General features: G+C 73.6%; 16 protein-coding genes. 12 read left to right on the top strand and 4 right to left on the bottom strand.

Annotated features, from left to right (window positions below; genetic code table 11):
* From ACZ4Z1_RS27910 to ACZ4Z1_RS27855, 12 genes are all read left to right on the top strand, one after another.
* The gene (locus ACZ4Z1_RS27910) at positions 1-1,032 is read left to right on the top strand and encodes a MupA/Atu3671 family FMN-dependent luciferase-like monooxygenase (RefSeq protein ID WP_468489383.1); all 1,032 of its coding nucleotides are present in this window, start codon (positions 1-3) and stop codon (positions 1,030-1,032) included.
* Positions 1,029-2,390 (top strand): condensation domain-containing protein, encoded by a 1,362-nt coding sequence (locus tag ACZ4Z1_RS27905; RefSeq protein ID WP_468489382.1) that lies wholly within the window; start codon positions 1,029-1,031, stop codon positions 2,388-2,390. The genes ACZ4Z1_RS27910 and ACZ4Z1_RS27905 overlap by 4 nt, the downstream gene beginning before the upstream one ends.
* On the top strand, positions 2,387-3,373 hold the full coding sequence (locus ACZ4Z1_RS27900) for an acyl carrier protein (protein ID WP_468489381.1): 987 nt from the start codon (positions 2,387-2,389) through the stop codon (positions 3,371-3,373). Before ACZ4Z1_RS27905 ends, ACZ4Z1_RS27900 begins: the two co-directional genes overlap by 4 nt.
* Positions 3,370-4,293, top strand: coding sequence for a beta-ketoacyl-[acyl-carrier-protein] synthase family protein (locus tag ACZ4Z1_RS27895; RefSeq protein ID WP_468489380.1), 924 nt, complete (start codon positions 3,370-3,372; stop codon positions 4,291-4,293). Before ACZ4Z1_RS27900 ends, ACZ4Z1_RS27895 begins: the two co-directional genes overlap by 4 nt.
* Positions 4,294-4,297: 4 nt before the next feature.
* Entirely contained in the window at positions 4,298-4,558 is a 261-nt protein-coding gene (locus ACZ4Z1_RS27890) for an acyl carrier protein (RefSeq protein ID WP_468489379.1), read from the top strand.
* Positions 4,555-5,895 (top strand): MFS transporter, encoded by a 1,341-nt coding sequence (locus tag ACZ4Z1_RS27885; RefSeq protein ID WP_468489378.1) that lies wholly within the window; start codon positions 4,555-4,557, stop codon positions 5,893-5,895. Before ACZ4Z1_RS27890 ends, ACZ4Z1_RS27885 begins: the two co-directional genes overlap by 4 nt.
* Complete coding sequence (locus tag ACZ4Z1_RS27880) at positions 5,892-8,996, top strand: amino acid adenylation domain-containing protein (protein ID WP_468489377.1); 3,105 nt, start codon at positions 5,892-5,894, stop codon at positions 8,994-8,996. Before ACZ4Z1_RS27885 ends, ACZ4Z1_RS27880 begins: the two co-directional genes overlap by 4 nt.
* A complete protein-coding gene (locus tag ACZ4Z1_RS27875) occupies positions 8,993-9,325 on the top strand; it encodes a hypothetical protein (protein ID WP_468489376.1) in 333 nt (110 codons plus the stop codon). The genes ACZ4Z1_RS27880 and ACZ4Z1_RS27875 overlap by 4 nt, the downstream gene beginning before the upstream one ends.
* Positions 9,322-10,518, top strand: coding sequence for a lactate 2-monooxygenase (locus ACZ4Z1_RS27870; protein WP_468489375.1), 1,197 nt, complete (start codon positions 9,322-9,324; stop codon positions 10,516-10,518). Before ACZ4Z1_RS27875 ends, ACZ4Z1_RS27870 begins: the two co-directional genes overlap by 4 nt.
* Positions 10,515-12,428, top strand: a complete 1,914-nt coding sequence (locus tag ACZ4Z1_RS27865; RefSeq protein ID WP_468489374.1) for a CocE/NonD family hydrolase — start codon at positions 10,515-10,517, stop codon at positions 12,426-12,428. Before ACZ4Z1_RS27870 ends, ACZ4Z1_RS27865 begins: the two co-directional genes overlap by 4 nt.
* A 50-nt stretch (positions 12,429-12,478) precedes the next feature.
* The gene (locus ACZ4Z1_RS27860) at positions 12,479-13,441 is read left to right on the top strand and encodes a GNAT family N-acetyltransferase (protein ID WP_468489373.1); all 963 of its coding nucleotides are present in this window, start codon (positions 12,479-12,481) and stop codon (positions 13,439-13,441) included.
* A gap of 330 nt (positions 13,442-13,771) precedes the next feature.
* Positions 13,772-14,635 carry a GNAT family N-acetyltransferase gene (locus tag ACZ4Z1_RS27855; protein WP_468489372.1) on the top strand — a complete coding sequence of 288 codons (864 nt, stop codon included), beginning with the start codon at positions 13,772-13,774 and terminating at the stop codon, positions 14,633-14,635.
* A gap of 14 nt (positions 14,636-14,649) precedes the next feature.
* On the opposite strand, the gene ACZ4Z1_RS27850 is transcribed toward ACZ4Z1_RS27855, so the two are convergent.
* From ACZ4Z1_RS27850 to ACZ4Z1_RS27835, 4 genes are all read right to left on the bottom strand, one after another.
* A complete protein-coding gene (locus ACZ4Z1_RS27850; RefSeq protein WP_468489371.1) occupies positions 14,650-15,429 on the bottom strand; it encodes a fumarylacetoacetate hydrolase family protein in 780 nt (259 codons plus the stop codon).
* Between the two features lie 77 nt (positions 15,430-15,506).
* Positions 15,507-16,715, bottom strand: a complete 1,209-nt coding sequence (locus ACZ4Z1_RS27845) for an enolase C-terminal domain-like protein (protein WP_468489370.1) — start codon at positions 16,713-16,715, stop codon at positions 15,507-15,509.
* Complete coding sequence (locus ACZ4Z1_RS27840; RefSeq protein ID WP_468489369.1) at positions 16,712-17,659, bottom strand: alpha/beta hydrolase; 948 nt, start codon at positions 17,657-17,659, stop codon at positions 16,712-16,714. Before ACZ4Z1_RS27840 ends, ACZ4Z1_RS27845 begins: the two co-directional genes overlap by 4 nt.
* Positions 17,660-17,692: 33 nt before the next feature.
* Positions 17,693-19,393, bottom strand: coding sequence for a GH3 auxin-responsive promoter family protein (locus tag ACZ4Z1_RS27835; RefSeq protein WP_468489368.1), 1,701 nt, complete (start codon positions 19,391-19,393; stop codon positions 17,693-17,695).
* Positions 19,394-19,637: the final 244 nt, after the last annotated feature.

Genomic DNA, 19,637 nt, shown 5'->3' with positions numbered 1-19,637 from the left:
GTGGACTTCAGCCTGATCTTCTTCTCCGGGGACGAGAAGAACAAATACCGCTTCGTGCTCGACGCGGCCCGCTACGCGGACGAGAACGGCTTCACCGCCATCTGGACCCCGGAGCGGCACTTCCACCGTTTCGGCGGCCTCTACCCCAACCCCTCCGTGCTCGGCGCGGGCCTGGCGATGCACACCCAGCGCCTCCAGATCCGGGCCGGCAGCGTCATCCTGCCGCTGCACAGCCCCATCCGGGTCGCCGAGGAGTGGGCGGTGGTCGACAACCTCTCCCGGGGGCGCGCCGGCATCGCCCTGGCCACCGGCTTCAGCCCGCTGGACTTCGCCATCCGGCCGGAGGGCTGGTCCGACCGCAGGCAGCGCACCTTCGACGCGGTCGGCACCATCCGCGAGCTGTGGGAGGGCGCGCCGGTCTACGTCCAGGACGGCCTGGGCAACCACGTCGAGGTGGAACTGCACCCGCAGCCCGTCCAGCCCGAACTCCCCATCTGGCTCACCTGCACCAAGAGCGTGGAGACCTTCGAGACGGCCGGACGGCTCGGCTGCAACGTGCTGACCGCACTGATCGACATGACGAACGAGGAACTGGAGGAGAAGCTCGCGGTCTACCACAAGGCCCTTGAGGAGTACGGGCACGACCCCGAGAGCACCACGGTCACGCTGATGCTGCACACCTTCATCGGCACCGACCTGGAAGAGGTACGGGAGACCGTCCGGCCGCCCTTCAGCGACTATCTGCGCTCCTTCTTCACCGTCATCGACTCGCAGAAGAAGAACCTCGCGCCCGGTGCCGGCGTCCGCGACATCTCCGCCGACGACCAGGACGAACTGATCAAGTTCGCCTTCGACAAGTACTTCGAGAAGGGCGCGCTCCTCGGCACCCCGGACTCCTGCGCGGCGGTCGTCGACCGCTTCCAGGGCATGGGCGTCAGCGAGATCGCCTGCCTGATCGACTTCGGCGTCGACGAGGACCTCGTCGTACAGAGCCTGAGCCACCTCAACGAACTCCGGAGGCGTTACGCATGACCGCCGCCCCCTCCCGCGCCGGCCTCGTCACCCGGCTCGCCGCCCTCACCCCTGACCAGCGCGCCCGCCTCCGCGGCCGGATCCCCCGAGCCCTCGCGGACCGGCGGCGGCCGACTCCGGGGCAGCGGCGGCTCTGGCTGGCCCAGCAGCGGCTGCCCGGCCGCCCGGTGGACGTGGTCTGCCAGGCCGTACGCCTCACCGGCGGCCCCGTGGACCCCGGCCTGCTCGCCGAACGCGTACGCGGCTTCGCGGCCCGGCACGAGGCGCTGCGCACCACCTTCGAGGAGGGCGGCTCGGGCCTGCGGCCCCTGGTGCACGAGGAACTGCCGCCCCGGCTGGCGCGGACCCGCTGCGCCGATGCCGCCGAGGCACACCGGCTGGCCCGGGAGCTGGCCGCCGAGCCGTTCGACCTGGCGGCCGGACCGCTGCTGCGCGTCACCGTCGCCGAGGGGCCCGTGCCTGACGAGGCATGGCTGCTCGTCGTGGTGCACAACCTGGTCTTCGACGCGTGGTCCTTCGAGCTGCTGCTGGACGAACTCGCCCGTCCCGCCGACGCCCGGCCCGCCGCCGCGCCCGCCTTCAGCGACTACGCCCACGACCTGCGGCAGTGGCTCGGCAGCCCGGCGGGGCAGGAGGCGGCCGCGTACTGGGCCGGTGAAGTGGCCGACGCGCCGCCGCCGCTGCCCACCGACCGGCCGCGCACCGCCGACGGCACCTCGCGCAAGGGCGGCCGGGTGGACTTCACGGTGTCCCGTCCCGTCACCGAGGCGATCGCCGCGGCGGCGCAGCGCGAGGCCGCCACCGCGTACACCGGATGGCTGGCCGTGGCCTGGGCCGCGCTGGCCGAGTTCGGCGGCCGTCCGGACGTCCTGCTCGGCACGTTCACCGCGGGCCGGGACCGGCCCGGCACCGCCGACGTGGTCGGCTACCTGCTCAACGTGCTGCCGGTACGGCTGCGTGACCCCGGCGACGGCTCGCACGCCGCCCGTACCCGCGCCGTGCGCACGGCGACCCGAGCCGGTCTGCGGCACGCCGCCTATCCGGGCGAACTGGTCGCGGCGGAGGCGCAGCCGCCCCGCGTACCGGGCACCCACCCCCTCCTGGACGCCGTCTTCGTCTTCGACAATCTCGGGGAGGGCGGCCGGGAGATCCAGGGCGCCCGTGCCGCCACCGCCGACCTGGACAAGGGCACCGCCCGCTACGACCTGACGCTGGCCGTCTACCCCGGCCCGGAGGGCACCGAAGGCTGGTTCGAGTACGACGCCGAGCTGTACGACGAGGCCACCGTGCGCCGCCTCGCCGAACGGTTCACGGCGCTGGCCGCGGCGGCGGGCGGCGGGGACGGAGGCCAGGGGTGATCACCGCACGGCTGTGTGCCCCGGCCTACGAACTGGGCGAGTACGCCGAGCCCGTCACCGAACTGCCGGAGCTGCTGGCGGACCCGGAGACCGCGGAGCGGCTGACCGCCCCGGCCGCCGGGTTCGACACCTACCGGTGGTCGGACGGGCAGGTGGTGGAGCTGATGGCCGCCGCCGCCCAGCGCACCCTGGGCGAGGCCGGGGTGCCGGGCGACGAGGTCGACCTGGTGCTGCTGGCCACCGACTCGCTGCCGCGCGACCGCTCGGCCCACCGGGACGTCGCCGAACTCCTCCAGGAGACCGGACTGACCCGGGCCACCGCGAGCACCCTCGGCCTGATGGACTGTGCCACCGCCATGGCCGCCGTGGGCACCGCGGCCTCCCTGGTCCGGGACGGCAGCGCCCGCCACGTCCTGGTCGTCTCCGGGGACCTGGCCGACCACGCCACCGGCGGCGAACGGGTCGTCGCGGGCGGCGCGGCCATCGCCAGCGACGCGGCGGCCACCGCCCTGGTGTCGGCCACCGCGGCCGGGCTGCCCGTCCTGGGCATGGCCCACCACGCCGCCCCGGAGCCCGCTCCGGGGGAGCCCGCGCGGCAGCAGCTGGCGGCGCGGGTCGCCGCGCACCGCGAACTGTTCGCCCGGCTCGCGGAGCGTCACCCCGTACGGCCCGAGGGGGTACGGGCCGTCCTGCCCAGCAACTTCGCGCGCAACGTGCTGGAGATCTACCTCTCCGACGTCGGTTACGGCGGCGACCGGCTCGCCCTCGGCAACATCGGCCGGATCGGGCACTGCCTGGGCAGCGACCCGCTCATCAACCTCGCGGACCGGCTCGCGGACGCCAAGGCCGCGGGGGAGGAGCAGGCGGACGGCGCGGAGGACCGGCTGGTGCTCCTCGGCGCGGGCATCTCCCACCTCGCGGCCGTACTGCTGGGCGCGCGCCCGCTGCCGGAGGCGGCCCGTACGGAGCAGGGGGCCGGGTGAGCACCGGGACAGCGGCCTATGTCAACGGCTGCGCGGCGCAGTTGGGCGCGATCCGCGGAAAGATCGCCGAACTCCCCGAGTACGCGGCCGCGCCACCGGATCCGCGCACCGGCTTCGCCGAGTACCGCGAGGCCGAGGACGGCATCCTCGGCCTCCTCGGCCCGGCCGCGCGCGGTGCGCTGGACGCCTCCGGGACCGACCCGGCGGAGGTCGACACCGTGCTGCTCGCCACCGAGTCGCTGCCCGCCGACGGCCCGGACCGGCACGCCGTCATGGAACTGCTGAGCGGTCTCGGCCTGCGCCGCGCCTACCCGGTGACGCTGGGCCTGGCCGACTGCTCCACCGCCACCGCCGCCCTCGATCTCGCGGCGTCCCTGGTGAGGTCGGGCGCGTCCGGCACGGTCCTGGTGGTCTCCGGGGACCTGGTGCGTACGGTGCTGCCGCGCGGCCGCGTGATACTGGGCGGCACGGCGGTCGCCGGCGACGGCGCCGCGGCGGCCGTGGTCTCGGGGCGGCGGCACGGCTGGGAGGTGCTCGGCGGAGCCCGCCGGATCGCCCACGAGGTCTTCGAACCCGTCCCGCCGGGCCGCCGGCTGCGCGCCCAACTCGCGATGTACCAAAGGATGTTCACCGCCCTGTGGCAGGCCACCGGACTGTCGGCACGCGACCTGGGAACCGGCGCCGTGCTGCCCAGCAACCTCGCCAGGGACACCCTGCGGATGTTCCTGGGCGAGGCCGGGTTCACCGACGGCCAGCTGTACCTGGACAACGTCCCGCGCATCGCGCACTGTCTGGGCAGCGACCCGCTGATCAACCTCACCGACCGTACGGCCGGAGGCGGCGAGCCGTCCCCCGTCGTACTGATGGGCACCAGCGCGGCGCACGTCGCCGCCGTACTACTACGTCCCGTGGAGGAATGAACACATGCCGACGGCAGAGGAGAGGACCGCCGGAATCTGGCGGGAGATCCTGGACCTGGACACCGGGGCGCCCCTCGGCCCGGAGGACGACTTCTTCGCCCTGGGCGGTACGTCCCTCCAGGCCATGGCCCTGGTGCAGCGGCTGCGCGAGGAGTTCGGCGTTCCGGTGGCGCTGGGCGCGCTGCTGGAGGACGCCTCGCTGCGGGCCGTCGGCGCCGCGGTGACGGCGGCCGGAGCCGGGCACGAGGAGACCGCCCGGCCGTGAAGATCCAGTCAGTGGCCGCCCTGCGGCACCTCCCGCCCCGCACCCGGGCGGTGATGGGCGCCAACCTGGTCAGTTCGGTGGGCACCGGACTGGTGCAGCCCTTCCTGGTCCTCTACCTGACCCGGGTACGCGGACTGCCGGTGGGCGCCGCCACCGCCGTCATCTCGGTGATCGCGGTGGCGTCGCTGCTGGGCGGCCCGCTGGCCGGGCGGCTGGCCGACGGCCGCTCCCTGCGCGGCACGGCCGCCGCCGCGATGGCCACCGCGGCCCTCGGCACGGCCGCCTTCGCCCTGGTCACCGGGGTGGGCGGCGCGATCCTCGCCGGGCTGGCCTACGGAGTGGCGTACGGGGCGATGGTCTCCGTGTGGAACACCGCCATCGCCCGGAGCGTGACGGGGGAGGCCCGTTCCACGGCGTTCGGCCTCCAGTTCGTCGGGCTCAACGCGGGCGTGGGGCTCGGCGGCCTGCTCGGCGGGATCTTCGCCTCCACGGCCGACCCGGGCCGCTTCCAACTGCTGTACGTCTGCGACGGCCTGTCCTTCCTGGCGGCCGGCGCCGTCCTCGTCCTCGCGGTGGGACGGCGGACGGAAGGACCGGACCCGGACGCCGCCGAGCCCGCCGCCGGACCCCGCGGCTACGCCGTCGTCCTCCGGGACCGCGCGCTGCTCAAGGTGCTGGCCTTCACCGTCGCGCTGATGGTGGTCGGGTACGGGCAGCTGGAGTCCAGCATCCCCGGGCTGGTCGCGGTGCGCGGCATGGACGCGCGGGTCATGGCGTGGGGATTCGTGGCCAACACCTGCTGCATCGTGCTGATCCAGTTCGCGGCGGTGACCCGGATTTCCCGGGCCCGGCCCGCCGTCCTGCTCGCCGGGACCGCCGGGAGCTGGGCGGTGAGCTGGCTGCTGCTCCTGCTGGCCACCGTGAGCAGCGGTACGGCGGCCCAGGCCGCGCTGGTGATCGTCGCGCTGGCGGTCTTCGCCGTCGGGGAGGCACTGCTGGCCGTGGCGCTGCCCACCCTCGTCAACTCCCTGGCCGGTGACCAGGTGCGCGGCAGGTACAACGGCGCCTACTCCGCGGCCATGTCGGCAGGCCTGGTCGTAGGGCCGCTGCTGGGCGGCTGGCTGCTGACCGGGGGGCAGCCGTGGCTGCTGGCCGTGGTGCTGGGCACAGGGTGCGTGGCATGCGTCGGGGCGGGGCTGCGGCTCGGGCGGGCGCACAGCCCGGAGGGGGCCGAACAGGCGGTCCCGCCGACGGAGAAGCTGGACACCTCGCAGGCCGGTGGTCCGTACCTGGACGAGGACGGGCCGCAACCGCTGAGCACCGGGAGTGGACGATGACGGTGGTGCACGAGATCTTCCGGCAGCGGGCGGCGGAGCGCCCGGACGCCACCGCACTGCTCCACCGGGACCGGTCCGTGAGCTACCGGACGCTGGACCGCGCCTCGGACGCCTACGCGGCTGGACTCGCCGCGGCAGGCGTCCGCGCCGGAGACATCGTGCCCGTCCTGATGCCGCGCTCCCCGCGCTATGTGGCGACCGTCCTGGCGGTCCTGAAACTCGGTGCCGCCTACGCGGCCATGGACCCCCGCTGGCCCGCGCCCCGGATCGCGGAACTGACGCGGCGGGCGGATGCCCCGCTGACCGCCGCCTCCCCCGCCTACCCGCAAGCGCTGCCCGTCCCGGTGTGGGCGCCCGGCACGGACGTCGAGGAGGCCGCCGCCACCGCCCCGCCCCTGACGCCTGTACCCGTACGGGAGACGGACACCTGCTGCGTCTTCTTCACCTCCGGCAGCACCGGACGCCCCAAGGGCGTACTCTCCCCGCACGCCGGAACGGTACGGCTGTTCACGGCCGAACCGGCGTCCCGCTTCGCGGACCTCGGCCCCGACACGGTCTGGCCGCAGGCCGCCCCGCTGCCCTGGGACGCCGCCTCCCTGGAACTGTGGGGAACGCTGCTGAACGGAGGCACCGCCGTCCTGGTGGACGAGCCCTACCTGACGGCGGACGGGCTGCGCGACCTCGTACACCGGGCGGACGTGAACACGCTGTGGCTCACCGCCTCGCTGTTCCACCTGTTCGTGGAGGAGGACCTGGACTGCTTCCACGGGCTGCGGCAGCTCATGGTGGGCGGCGAGCGGCTCTCGCCCGCACACGTCCGCCGCTTCGTACGGGCACACCCCCGCACCACCCTGGTGAACGGTTACGGCCCCGTCGAGACCACCGTCTTCGCCACCACCCACCGGATCACGGCCGCCGACATCGCCGACGACCAGGCCCCCGGCACGCAGATCCCGGTGGGCCGCCCGGTCGGACGCACCGAAGTCTTCGTCCTGGACGACGAACTGCGGCCGGTCCCGCCGGGCACCACCGGCGAAATCTGCGTCGCGGGCGCCGGACTGGCCCGCGGCTACCTCGCGGACCCGGAGCAGACCGCACGTGTCTTCGTCGAGGTCCCGTCGGCCGACGGGACCGTACGCCGCGTCTACCGCACCGGCGACCTGGGCCACCGCACCGCCGACGGCACACTGCACTACGCGGGCCGCGGCGACCGCCAGGTCAAGGTACGCGGGCACCGCATCGAGCCGGGCGAGGTGGAAGCCGCAGCGGCCCAGGTGCCCGGGGTGCTCCGGTGCGCCGTCGTCCCGCTGACGGAGGACGGGAGCTGCGTGGGGCTGGCCGCCGCGTACACGGTGCGGGACGGCGCGGAACCGGTACGCGAGGAGACGGTACGCCGCGCACTGGCCGAGCGGCTGCCGGAATACCTGATACCGCGGGCACTGGCCTGCGTGCCCGGCTTCCCGCTGACCGACAACGGGAAGCTGGACACCGCCGCGCTGCTGGACCTGGTCACGGCACGTACGGAAGCGGCCAGGCCCCGGGGCGGGACGCGGCCGCTCCCCGGCTCGGGGGACGGCTCGGTCGCGGGCCAGGTGACCGCGGCCTTCGCGGAGGTACTGCGTACGGACCCGGAGAGCATCCCCGCCGACGCCTCGCTCTTCGCGCTGGGCGGCACCTCGCTGGACGGCGCCCGGCTGTGCGTCCGTATCGGCGGGCGTACCGGCGTCCCCGTACCGGCCTCCGTACTGATCGCGGGCCCGACCGTACGCGACCTGACGCAGTGGATCGAGAAGCGGCGGACGGAAGTCCCTTCAGGGCCCGGGGAACCGACGCGAGCAGGCCCACTGCCGCTGCTCCCCGTCCAGACCGGCTTCCTGTACGAGCAGCAGCTCGACCCGGCCGGCACCGCCGCGCACTGCGTCCTGCTGTGGCGGCTGACCGGCGACTTCGACCCGGAGGCGTTCCGGGCCGCGGCGGACGACGTGCACCGGCGGCACCAGTCGCTGCACGCCCGGTACGTCTTCGACCGCCGCCCGGTGGCGGTCCTGGACGGGCCGGCCGCACCCGTGGACGTACGGATCCTGGACCGGGCCGCGGACGAGACGGCCGCCCTCACTTCCGTACACGCCGCGCTCCTCCGGCCACTGGACATCGGCTCCGGGGCCAACTGGCGCTGTGTCATGGCGCCATGGGGAACCGGCGCCCACTGGCTGCTGGGCATCGTGGTGCACCACATCGCCTTCGACGGCGGCTCCGAACGGCCGCTGACCGAGGACCTGTCGGCGGCCTACGCGGCCCGGCTGCGCGGCGAGGCGCACCGGGCCGCGCGTCCCGCCCCGCTGGCGGCCGTCCTGGCGGGCCACCGCGCGCAGGCCGACGGGGACACAGGCGACGAGCAGCGCGCGTACTGGCGCACCGAACTGGCCGGCGTGCCACCGCTGACCCTGCCCGCCCCCGAGACGCCCCCGGACGCTCCCACGGCCTCGCCGTCCCGCTTCGCCCTCTCCGCCGCCGAGTACGCGGCCGTGGAAGAGCGGGCCCGGCGCCACGGCAGCACCCGTTTCGCGGTCCTGCTGGCGACGTACGCCGAAGCCCTCGGAGCCGCGACCGGACAGCACGACCTGGCGGTGGGCGCCCCCGTCGCCAAGCGGTACCACCCGGACACCGCCGACGCGATCGGCTGCCTGATCGACGTGGTCTGCTTCCGGATGCGCCCGGCCGGGGACGGAACGGCCGACGCGCTGCCCCGCCACCTGGAGGGCATCCACGCCAGCCTGGCCGCACAGGACGTGCCGTTCGAGGAGGTGGTACGGCTGGCCGCCGACCCGGCGCGGGCCCGGTCCCGGCATCCGCTCTTCCAGACGATGTTCGCGCTCCAGGAGAGCCCGCCGCGGCGACTGGACCTGGCGGGCTGCGCAGCCGAGCCCGTACGGGAACCGGAGCCGCGGGCGGTGCACGAGCTGGAGGTGGAAGTGTGGCCGGACGGCGCGGGCGGCGCCGAGGTGATTTTCGGACACCGGCCGGACCAGGTGTCCGCCGCGTTGGTGGCACGGGTGGCCACCGCGTACCGGGACCTCCTGCGGCAGCCGGACCGGCTGTGAACGAGCGGACCGACGCGGTGAACGGCGGCCTGGACGACCTCGACGGCCCGGCCCGCCACCGGGCCCGTGTCCACGAGCTGGACCGCGACATCGCCCGGCTCATCCGCCTGCGCACCGCCGAGGACCGCAGCCTGCAGGACGCGCGCCGCGCCGTGGGACACCCGCGTACCGACCTGGCCTGGGAGAACGCCGTACTGCGCGGCTACCAGGAGGCGCTGGGACCGGCCGGCGCCCAGCTGGCCCTGCTCCTGCTCGGACTGGGCCGGAACACGCCTCCAGGGGCGGCAGCCGAACCGGAAGAACGGAAGAAGGAGCACACCAGCACATGACAGCGCCCGAACGCGGCTACGCGGACTACCAGTTCCAGATCTACCTGCGCGGGCTCCGGGACGAGACCCCGCCGTTCACCACCGACTTCGGCGCTCTGGAGGACGTGGCCCGCGAGCGCCTCGGCCCCCAGCCGTACTGGTACGTCGCCGGCGCGGCCGGCAGCGGCGCCACCGCACGCGCCAACCGCGCCGCCTTCGACCGGCACCGCATCGTCCCGCGTATGCTGCGCGACGCCACCGCACGCGACCAGCGCACCACCGTACTCGGCAGCGAACTGGCCGCTCCCGTTGTCCTCGCTCCGATCGGTGTGCAGTCCCTGGTCCACCCGGACGGCGAACTGGCCACCGCCCGCGCGGCCGCCGCCACCGGCGTACCGATGGTGCTGAGCACCGCCGCCTCGCACACGATCGAGGAGGTCGCGGAGGCCAACGGCGCCGACGGGCAGCGCTGGTTCCAGCTGTACTGGCCGCACGACGACGAGGTGACCGCCAGCATCCTCAAGCGGGCCCGCGCGACCGGCTACACGACCCTGGTCGTCACGCTGGACACCTGGCAGCTCGCCTGGCGGCCGCACGACCTCGACCAGGCCTACCTGCCGTTCCTGCGCGGCAACGGCGTGGCGATCCCGCTCTCCGACCCCGTCTTCCGCTCCCGGCTGGTACGGCCGGTGGAAGAGGACCCGCAAGGCGCCGCCATGCAGTGGCTGCCGATCTTCAGCGGCAAGGCGCACACCTGGGACGAGCTGGGCTTCCTGCGGGAGCACTGGGACGGGCCGATCGTCCTGAAGGGCATCGTGCACCCCGACGACGCACGCCGGGCGGTGCGGGCCGGAATGGACGGCATCGTGGTGTCCAATCACGGCGGCCGGCAGGTGGACGGGGCGGTGGCCGCGCTGGACGCGCTGGTCGACGTCGTGGCCGAGGTCGGCGCCGAAACGGAGGTGCTCTTCGACTCCGGCATCCGCGGTGGCGCCGACGTGTTCAAAGCACTGGCCCTGGGCGCGCGGGCGGTGCTGCTGGGACGTCCGTACGTCTACGGGCTGGCCCTCGGCGGCGCCGCGGGCGTGGAGCACGTCGTACGCGGTCTGCTCGCGGATTTCGACCTGACGATGGGGCTCTCCGGCTGCACGACGATCGCGGACATCGGCCCGGACACGCTGCACGCGGGCGGTGCAGGGGAGGTGCGGCGGTGAACCGGACGGCGCGGAAGGCCGGCTGGACCGCCCTGGCGCTCACCGGGGCCTGCGCGCTGGCTTTCCAAGCCACACCCGGACCGGCTCCGGACTCCGCGGAAGGCGCCTGGCCGCCCAGCACCGGCAAGGGCCCCTGCAAGGTCGGTACGACCACCGACGTCGGCGCGCGCATGCGGGACGGCACCGTCCTGCGCGCGGACGTCCACCGGCCGCGCACCGACGAGAAGGTCCCGGTCATCCTGATGCGTACGCAGTACGGCAAGAAGGAGGCCGAGGTCCAGCCCGCCGGCTACCAGACCCCGCAGTGGTTCGCCTCGCACTGCTACCTCGTCGTGGTCCAGGACGTCCGCGGCCAGTACGCCTCGGACGGCGACTTCTACGAGTTCGCCAACGAGGCGAAGGACGGCTACGACAGCGTCGAATGGGCGGCCCGGCTGCCCGGCTCCAACGGCAAGGTGGGGATGTACGGCTCCTCCTACGTGGGCGCCACCCAGTGGCTGGCCGCCCAGGAGCGCCCACCGCACCTGAAGACGATCGTGCCGGACAAGACCTCCGACGATTACCACGACGGCTGGACCTACGAAGGCGGCGCCTTCCGGCTCAACTTCGTCATCCCGTGGGCCATGCGCAAGATCGTCCCGTCCGCCGCGGCCAACCGCGGCGACCGGGCCACCCACGACCAGGTCAACCGGGACTACCAGGACGTACAGAAGTGGCTGGGCAGCGCCCCGTACAACCGCTTCCGGCCCTTCCACCCCGGTGACCCGAAGGTCGCCCCGTACTTCTTCGACTGGATCGAACACCGGACGTACGACGCTTACTGGCGCAGGTGGGCACCGAAGGAGAACTACGGCAAGATCGGCATCCCGGTCCTCAACTACGCCGGCTGGTACGACGCCTTCCTGGACGGCTCGATACGCAACTACCAGGGCATGGCCGAGCGCGGCGGCTCGCCCGAGGCCCGCGCCAACCAGCGGCTCGTCGTCGGCCCCTGGGACCACACCGGCTGGGGCCGCCCGGCCAGCAACCCCGCCCCGATGCTCAAACGGATCGGCCCGGCGGGCAACAGCCCCGTCAACGAGATGATGCTCGCCTGGTGGGACCACCACCTCAAGGGCAAGGACAACGGCGTCCGCGAGAACGGCGTGGACTACTTCGTCATGGGCGCCGACAAGTGGCGCACCGCGCCCTCCTGGCCGCTCCCGCAGACCCGCTGGACCGATTACTACCTCTCCAGCACCGGCCACGCGGCCGGCAACACCCAGGACGGCACGCTCTCCACGGCCCCGCCCGCCAAGGGCACCCCGGCCGACCACTACACGTACGACCCGCGCAACCCCGTACCCAGCATCGGCGGACACTCCTGCTGCACGGCGGCCATCAGCACCCAGGGCCCCTACGACCAGCAGCAGATCGAGCAACGTCCCGACGTCGCCGTCTACACCGGCGCCCCGCTGGCCAAGGACACCGAGGTCACCGGCCCCATCACGGTCACGCTCCACGCCAAGTCCTCCGCACCGGACACCGACTGGACCGCCAAACTGATCGACGTCCACCCCGACGGCACCGCGGTCAACCTGAACAGCGGCATCATCCGCTCCAGTTACCGGGAGTCGCAGACCGACCCGAAGCCGATCGTCCCCGGCAAGGTGTACGCGTACACCCTCAAGGTGTGGCCGACCAGCAACCTGTTCAAGAAGGGCCACCGGATCCGCCTCGACCTGTCCTCCAGCGACTACCCGCAGTACGACCCGAACCCCAACACCGGCAGCTGGCTGGGGGAGTCCACGGACATGCGCACCGCACGGCAGACCGTGCTGCACGACGCGGCGCACCCCTCGAAGGTGACGCTTCCGGTGATCCCGGACGGCGGCCCGGACCAGGGCAGCGACAAGCCGCCCCAGAAGTGACCCCGACCCGGACCGCCATGACAGCACCGTCTTCAACCGAAAGGCAGGACATGCACGACGTACGCCGGGCCCGTACGGCCGACCACACCACGCTCGTGGAGTGCGTCCAGCAGTGGTGGGGCGACTCACGCACCCCGGAACAATCGCGGGAGCTCTCACTGCTGCTGCCCCGGCTGTTCCTGCAGCACTTCGCGGACACCAGCCTGGTGCTGGAGGACGCGAAGGGAATCCGCGCGTTCCTGGTGGGCTTCCACTCCGCCGACCACGCGCACGAGGCGTACATCCACTTCGTCGGCGTGGACCCGGAACTGCGCAAGCAAGGGGTGGCCCGCCGCCTCTACACCGCCTTCTTCGAACGCGCGGCAGCGGCCGGACGTACCGAGGTACGCGCCATCACCTCACCGCGCAACACCGGATCCATCGCCTTCCACCAGGCCATGGGCTTCGAGCCGGAAGCGGGCGACCGGGAGGTGGACGGCCTGCCGGTGCACGGCGACTACGACGGACCGGGCCAGGACCGGGTGGTCTTTCGCCGCAAGCTCGGCGCGCCGGAGGTCCGCACCCTGGAGCCCTTCACCACGCGCGCGGCGGTGCCGCAGGACTTCGACACCGTCGTCGGCGTGGTCGACGACTGGTGGGGCCGCGCCGCCTCCCGCGACCTGACCCGGGTGTTCGTGAACCACTTCTACGGCACCAGCCTGATCGCCGAGCGCGACGGCGAACTGGCGGGCTTCGTCATCGGCTTCCTGTCCCCGTCCAACCCGCGGGAGGCCTACATCCACTTCACCGGGGTCGCCCCCGCCTGGCGGCGCAGCGGCCTGGGCCGCTTCCTGTACGAACGGTTCTTCGACATGGCGCGCGCGAAGGGCCGGACCGTCGTCAAGGCGATCACCTCACCACAGAACGACCGCTCGATCGCCTTCCACCGCGCCCTCGGCTTCACCCCCTCCGCCCCGATCGCGGACTACGACGGCCCGTCGCTGGACCGGGTCACCTTCCGGCGCGAACTCTGACCCGCATTCCGGGCACGGGCGGGCGCTCACGGCTGTGGGGCCCGCCCGGCGCGGCCCTGAGGAGGCGGCGCAGACGGTGGCCGTCCGGGGCGACAGCGGTGACGAGCCTGGCCGGCCCGGCGAGCGGGTGACCGGGCCGTGCCCTGCTTCCCGCACGTCAGGAGTGGCGTCGTCCTCCCTCATGCCGGCCTTCGCCGACGCGCGGGTGTCCTTGATGGCCCGGGACTGCTTGTGGTGCCTGCGCCCCTTGTCCAAGCGCTTCTTGAGGGCTCGTTCGGTGAGGAGAAATCCGGGTGCGGACGGCCGGCCCGGTGGTGTGTGATCGCGGGCATGACGGTGTTGGGCAGGCCGGGAGCCGACGCGCTGAGCGAGGCCGTGGGTGTGCTGCGGGAGTGGCAGGACGACGGGGCGCCGGTGCAACTGCATCCGGGGGACCTGGGCTGGTTCTGGCGGTTCGGTACGGAGGCCACGGCCGCGGCGGTCCGGACCTGGAGCCGGGACGGGCGGATTCTCGCCGTGGGGCTGCTGGACGGTCCCGGGCTGTTGCGGCTGGCGATCGCGCCGGACAGACAGCGGGACGAGGAGCTGGCGCAGCGGCTGACCGAGGACGTGGCCGCGCCGGAGCGCGGCGTCCTGCCCGAGGGGAGGGTGAACGTCGAGACACCGATGGGCGCTCGGGTCCACGAGCTGCTGTGCGAGGAAGGCTGGAGCGCCGACGAGCCGTGGACGCAGCTGCGCCGCGATCTCACGGAGCCGGTGAAGGACCCGGGCGTGCGGACCGAGGTGATCGGTCCGCAGCAGGCCCACGTGCGAAGCGCCCTTCAACGGGCAGCGTTCGACAGTTCGACGTTCACGGACGAGCGCTGGCAGGCAATGGCGGCCGGATCGCCGTACGCCGACGCCCGGTGCCTGGTCGCGTACGACGACCGGGGCGACGCGGTGGCGGCGGTGACGGTGTGGTCGGCCGGCCCGGGAAAGCCCGGGTTGCTCGAACCGATGGGCGTGCACCCGGACCACCGCGGCCGCGGCTACGGCAGGGCGATCACCGTCGCCGCGGCGGCCGCACTCCGGAAACTCGGCTCCTCGAACGCGGTGGTCTGCACCCCGAGCTCCCATGCCGGCGCCGTCGCCACCTACATGTCAGCCGGCTTCCGGCCACTTCCCGAGGTCCACGATCACTACCGGGACGCCTGAACAGAGCCGCCGCCTCAGGCCGAAGCGGTGACAGGGTTGCGGAGGGTGCCGATACCGTCGATGTCGACGGTGACGCCGTCTCCGTCCTCCAGGGCCGCGCTGCCTTCGGGGGTGCCGGTCAGGAGGATGTCGCCGGGGAGCAGGGTCATCAGCCGGCTCACCTCGGACACCAGCGTGGCGGTGCTGCGCGTCAGATGAGCGGTGCTGCCCTTCTGGCGTACCTCGCCGTTGACGCGGGTGGTGATGCCGGCGGCCGCCGGGTCGACGTCCGTGCTGATCCAAGGGCCGAGCGGGCAGAACGTGTCCATGCCCTTGGCCTTCGTCCACTGCCCGCCGACGGATCCGATGTCCCAGGCGGTCACATCGTTGGCGCAGGTGTAGCCGAGTACGTGGGCTGCGGCGTCCTCGGGAGACACCGAGCGGCAGGTTCGGCCGATGACGACGGCCAGCTCGCCTTCGTACCGTACGTCGTGGGCGAGTGCGGGGAGCACGATCGGCTCGTCCGGCCCGACGACCGCGGTGGCGGGCTTGAGGTGGATCAGCAGGTCTCCGGGGGCGTCCGGCCGGCCGGCGTAGTTGCGGCCGATGACGACGATCTTGCCGGGGACCACCGGTGCCATGAGCCTGGCTTCGGTCAGGGGCAGGCTCTCGTCGGCGAGCTTCAGGGGCGCTTCCGTCAGGCGCGTCAATTCCGCCACGCCCGTCGCACCCTCCAGGGGCCTGACCGTGTTCCGCTCGCGGTCCACCACTGCGTACCTCGGCCCGTGCGCCGTCATGAGTCGTGCGAGATGCATGGAACTCCTTCAGTGCCTTGTCGTGACGCTGTCTGCCTGGCTGCCCGCCTGCCGTGTCCGGCCCGGCCCCGGTCCGGTCATACGGCCTCCGGCGCCGAGTCGGCGGGGTCGTCGGCCGGGTGGTCGGTCAGGTGGGGGAGCAGGGCGTCGGAGGGGCGCAGACCGTGGCCGGGGCCCGGTGGCGGGGGAGCGCTGTGCTGCTCGCGGTCGACCGTGTAGGGCGGAACGGTGAGCGGGGCGGGGAACCACTCGTCCTGGCGGCCGCATTCGACCGCCACGACGTCGGCCAGTCGCGCCGCCAGGGTGCGGCCGACCGACCACAGGGGGCCGATCTCGCCGACCTGCACGCCCAGTTGCACGCGCAGGCCGAGTGCGCGGGCGCGTACGGCCGTCCGCAGGGAGGGCAGCAGACCTCCGCACTTGGAGATGCGGAGGTTGACGAGCGAGGCGGCGCCGGTGGCGGCCGCCCATTCCACGTCCGTGGTGTCCACCGCCGACTCGTCGAGCATCACCGGCATCCCGCCGTCCTGGATGCGGCGCAGGACGGTCCAGTTCCGCGGCGTGGTGGGCTCTTCGATCCAGTCGACTCCGGCACGCTCGCGCAGCAACCGGGCGCCCCGCTCGGCGGCGTCCGGCGCCCAGCCGCCGTTGGCGTCCACGGACACCTGCACCGAGGAGCCGAGCAGACCGCGTGCCTGGACCGCCAGCTCGGCGGTCTCCTCCGGACTGCGCAGCGCTTTGAGCTTCACGTGGGTGAGGCGGGCGCGTACGTCGGGCGGCAGTGCCGCCAACTGCTCGGCGGGGGAGCGGCTGAGGTCCACCACCTCACTCACCGTACGGGGGCGGCCGGTGGCCGTGAGCACGTCCGCCGCCCAGGGGCAGACGTCCAGGACGGCGGACATCGGCCGGTCGTAGCGCCGGCAGAGCGCGTCGAGGAGCGCGGTCTCCAGCGCCGCGGCGGCGGCCGGCATCGGCCGCAGACCGCCCAGCAGTCGGGGGAGGTCGAGGGAGGCCAGCACGGCCACCGCGCGGCTGAAGCCCTCCGCCGCCAGGAGCGGGCCGAGTACGGGCAGGTCGAGGCCGCGCAGGGCCTGGACCGCGCTGTCGGCCGTCTCGCCGGTCACGTACGGGCGGGGAGCGCCTTCGCCCCAGCCTGTGGTCCCGTCCAGCCGCAGGGTGAGCAGGACCGACTGGGTACGGGCATGGGCGTGCCGGGCGTGGGCGAAGGGCCGCTTCAGGGGGACCTGTGCCGTCCGGATGCCGACGAGGTCGAGCGTACGGTTCACCGCGGGCCTCCCGGGCGGGCGGCGAACGCCGCGCCGGGCTGCGCAGGGACCGCGATGTCCGTGGCGGACCGGGACTCCGTGCCTGCTGCGACAGCGGCGAGCCAGGTCCAGAACCGGGTGCGTACGGGGGAGAATTCGAGGTAGTGGCGGTCGGCGTCGAAGTGGGCGTCCACGGCGTGCGGACAGGCCCCACGGAGAACCGACCGTGCGGTGTCCAGGTCGATCACGGAGTCCCGCGCGGGCCGTGCGAAGTGCACCGGAGCCGGCGGTCTGCCGAGGTCCCAGGGGGCGCCCTCGGTGTACAGGAGTTCCAGCTCGGCCATGACGGCCCGGAAGCCGTCCGTGACCTGGCGGAGCATGGCGTGGTCGTTCGCCATGAAGGCGAGGTAGCGCTGCTCGCCGGTGTAGTCCTCGTCCTTCAGGGCGATCGGGGAGTGGTGGTGGCCGTGCAGCGCGCGAAGACGCCCTACTCCGTCCCGTCCGTGACGGGCCTGCTGCTGGCCGAGGGCTGGAGCGCAGAACACCACGCCGTCCGGGGCGACGCGGCCGGTGCTGAGCAGGGCGGCCAGCAGGCTGCCGCCGAAGCTCTGGCCGACGGTGGTCACCGGGATGTCGCCGGCGAGCCGGGCCCGGACGGTCCGGAAGAGGGTGGCGTAATCGTCCAGCACGGCGCCGGCCGAGGGGAGATGGCCGCGGAGGCCGCCGCTGGCTCCGGAGCCGCGCCGGTCCGGGGCGTACACGGCGATCTGCCGGCGGGCCAGTTCGGGTCCGGTCTCGAAGAGCCAGCCGGCGTGGCTCTGCAGGCCGTGCACGTAGAAGACGGCCGCCTTGGGGGCCTCGGGTGTCCAATGGTGCAGGGCGAGCGGGGTGCCGTCCGCCGCGGTGACCGTCTCGACGTGGTGCGCCACGGCCGGGTGTGCTTCGCTGATCACGGTGGATGTCATCGTTCCGCTTTCCGCGTCGGGGGAGTGGGGGCGTCAGGCGTACAGCGGCAGGCCCAGGTCGTCGATCACGGTCAGCAGAGTGTCGTCCCGCTGGATCCAGTGGTGCTTGATCTGCATGGCCGCCGCGCCCTGGCGGCGCTGCGCCTCCGCGATGGCGAGGAAGCTCTTCGGGGCCAGCGGGAGCAGCCGCAGCGGGCGCAGCCGGCCGCTGCGCCGCTTCTCGGCGTACTCCGGGTTGCAGCTCTGGAGCGCGGTCTCGGCAGCGGCGGTGAAGGCCTCGCGTTCGGCGGCGCTCAGCTGCGGGTCGCACTCCATGGCCAGGACATAACCGGGCGGGGTACCCCAGGAGGGAACGCAGGTGAACAGGGGAAGGGCCCCCAGGGTGCCGGCGCAGGCGGTCCGTACGGCCTCGTACACATGGGTCTCGGTGAGCTTCTCGCCGGTGAAGGAACTGCCGAAGCCGGCGCGCCCGGCGAACTCCAGGCGCGGCAGGGCGCCGACGCGGCCGAGCACGGTGTAGACGTCCCCGACGTCGTAGCGGTAGAGCCCGTTGGCCTGGCTCATGACGAGCCGGTAGGAGTGTCCGGTCTCCAGCTCGTGCGGGTCCAGGGTCTCGGCGGCGGGGTCCAGCGGCCCGCCGTCGTCGTCCTCGCGGCACGGTACGAACTCGAAGACGCCCTGGTCGGCGGCGAGCGGACCGGCCGAGGGGTGGTCGTCGACGGGGATGGTGACGATGCCCTCGGTGCCGGTCGTGCTGAACGGGAGTTTGCGGATGCCGGGCGTGACGTCGTCCAGCCAGTCGCGGTAGAGGCCGGCGGAGGCGGAGTTCCAGCAGACGACGACGGACAGGCGGGGCCACAGGTCGGTCAGGCGCAGCCCTCCGGAGCGGCGCGCGAGCGTCCGGTCCAGATGCCGGGCAAGGCCGGGATCGGCGGCGACGCCGTTCACCGGACGCCCGCAGACGGTGCCACGGGCCACCTCCTCGACCAGCTCGGGCCCGCGCAGCGCGAGCTGCTCGGCGAGGCCCACGATCTTCGACGGGTTGAGGGTGACGGCCAGCCGGATGTCGGCCCCGGCGAGCAGCCGCAGTTTGCGGTAGAGGCTGTCGGCGTACTCCTCCTCGTCGTCCCCGCGCAGCCAGGGCGCGTCGTACCACGGCGGCACCCAGTCCTCCGGGCCGACCGCGGCCGGCCGGCGGGAGATGCTGTAGACGGGGAAACCGTGCAGGCTCCGGGTGGCGGGGGTGCGTTCCCAGGAGAGGTCGAGGATGTGCTCGGCCGTCAGGTGCCCGGCGCCGATCTGCTCGAAGTACAGGCCCCACTGGGCGTACAGGCCCCGGCCCCGGTACCGCTCCCGCCAGTGCCGGGTGGTGGGGACGTACTTGGGGTGCCCGCTGGAACCCGACGTCTTCAGGAAGGCGTACGGCGCGCTGCGCGTGAGAACCTGCGCCTCGCCCGCCAACTGCCGTTCCACGTACGGGCGGAACTGCTCGTAGGCGCGGATCGGCAGGGCGCTCTTCCACCCGGCGAGCGTGGCGACGGAACCCAGGCCGTGCTCACGCCCGAACGAGGTGCTGCGGGCCTGGTCGAGAAGGTCCTGGAGGACCAGGCCGCTCGTCGGCGCGGGGTCGTGGCACAGCTCCCGCTGCCGGCGCAGGGCGCTCAGGGTACGGGTGGTGAAGTCCTCGGTGCGGGCGTTCCGCGGTGACGCGGTCGAAGTGGTGGGAAGGAGCATCCGGAAAACCCCCATTTCCTCCGGTGCGGCCGGCCGGTCGGCCGTTGGCCGCAGCGCAGTGACGGACGTGCGATTCCAGTGACGGACGTGCGGTTGCAGGGACGGGCGTACGGTCGGGGAGCCGTGCGGTGACGGCGCGGCGGGGCACGCGCCGGCCGGGGGGGGGGGGGGGGGGGGGGGGGGGGGGGGGGGGGGGGGGGGGGGGGGGGGGGGGGGGAAAGGGGGGGGGGGGGGGGGGCAGCAT

This window comes from Streptomyces sp. NPDC030165, assembly GCF_055573595.1.
This window is presented reverse-complemented; position numbering and strand designations above follow the sequence as displayed.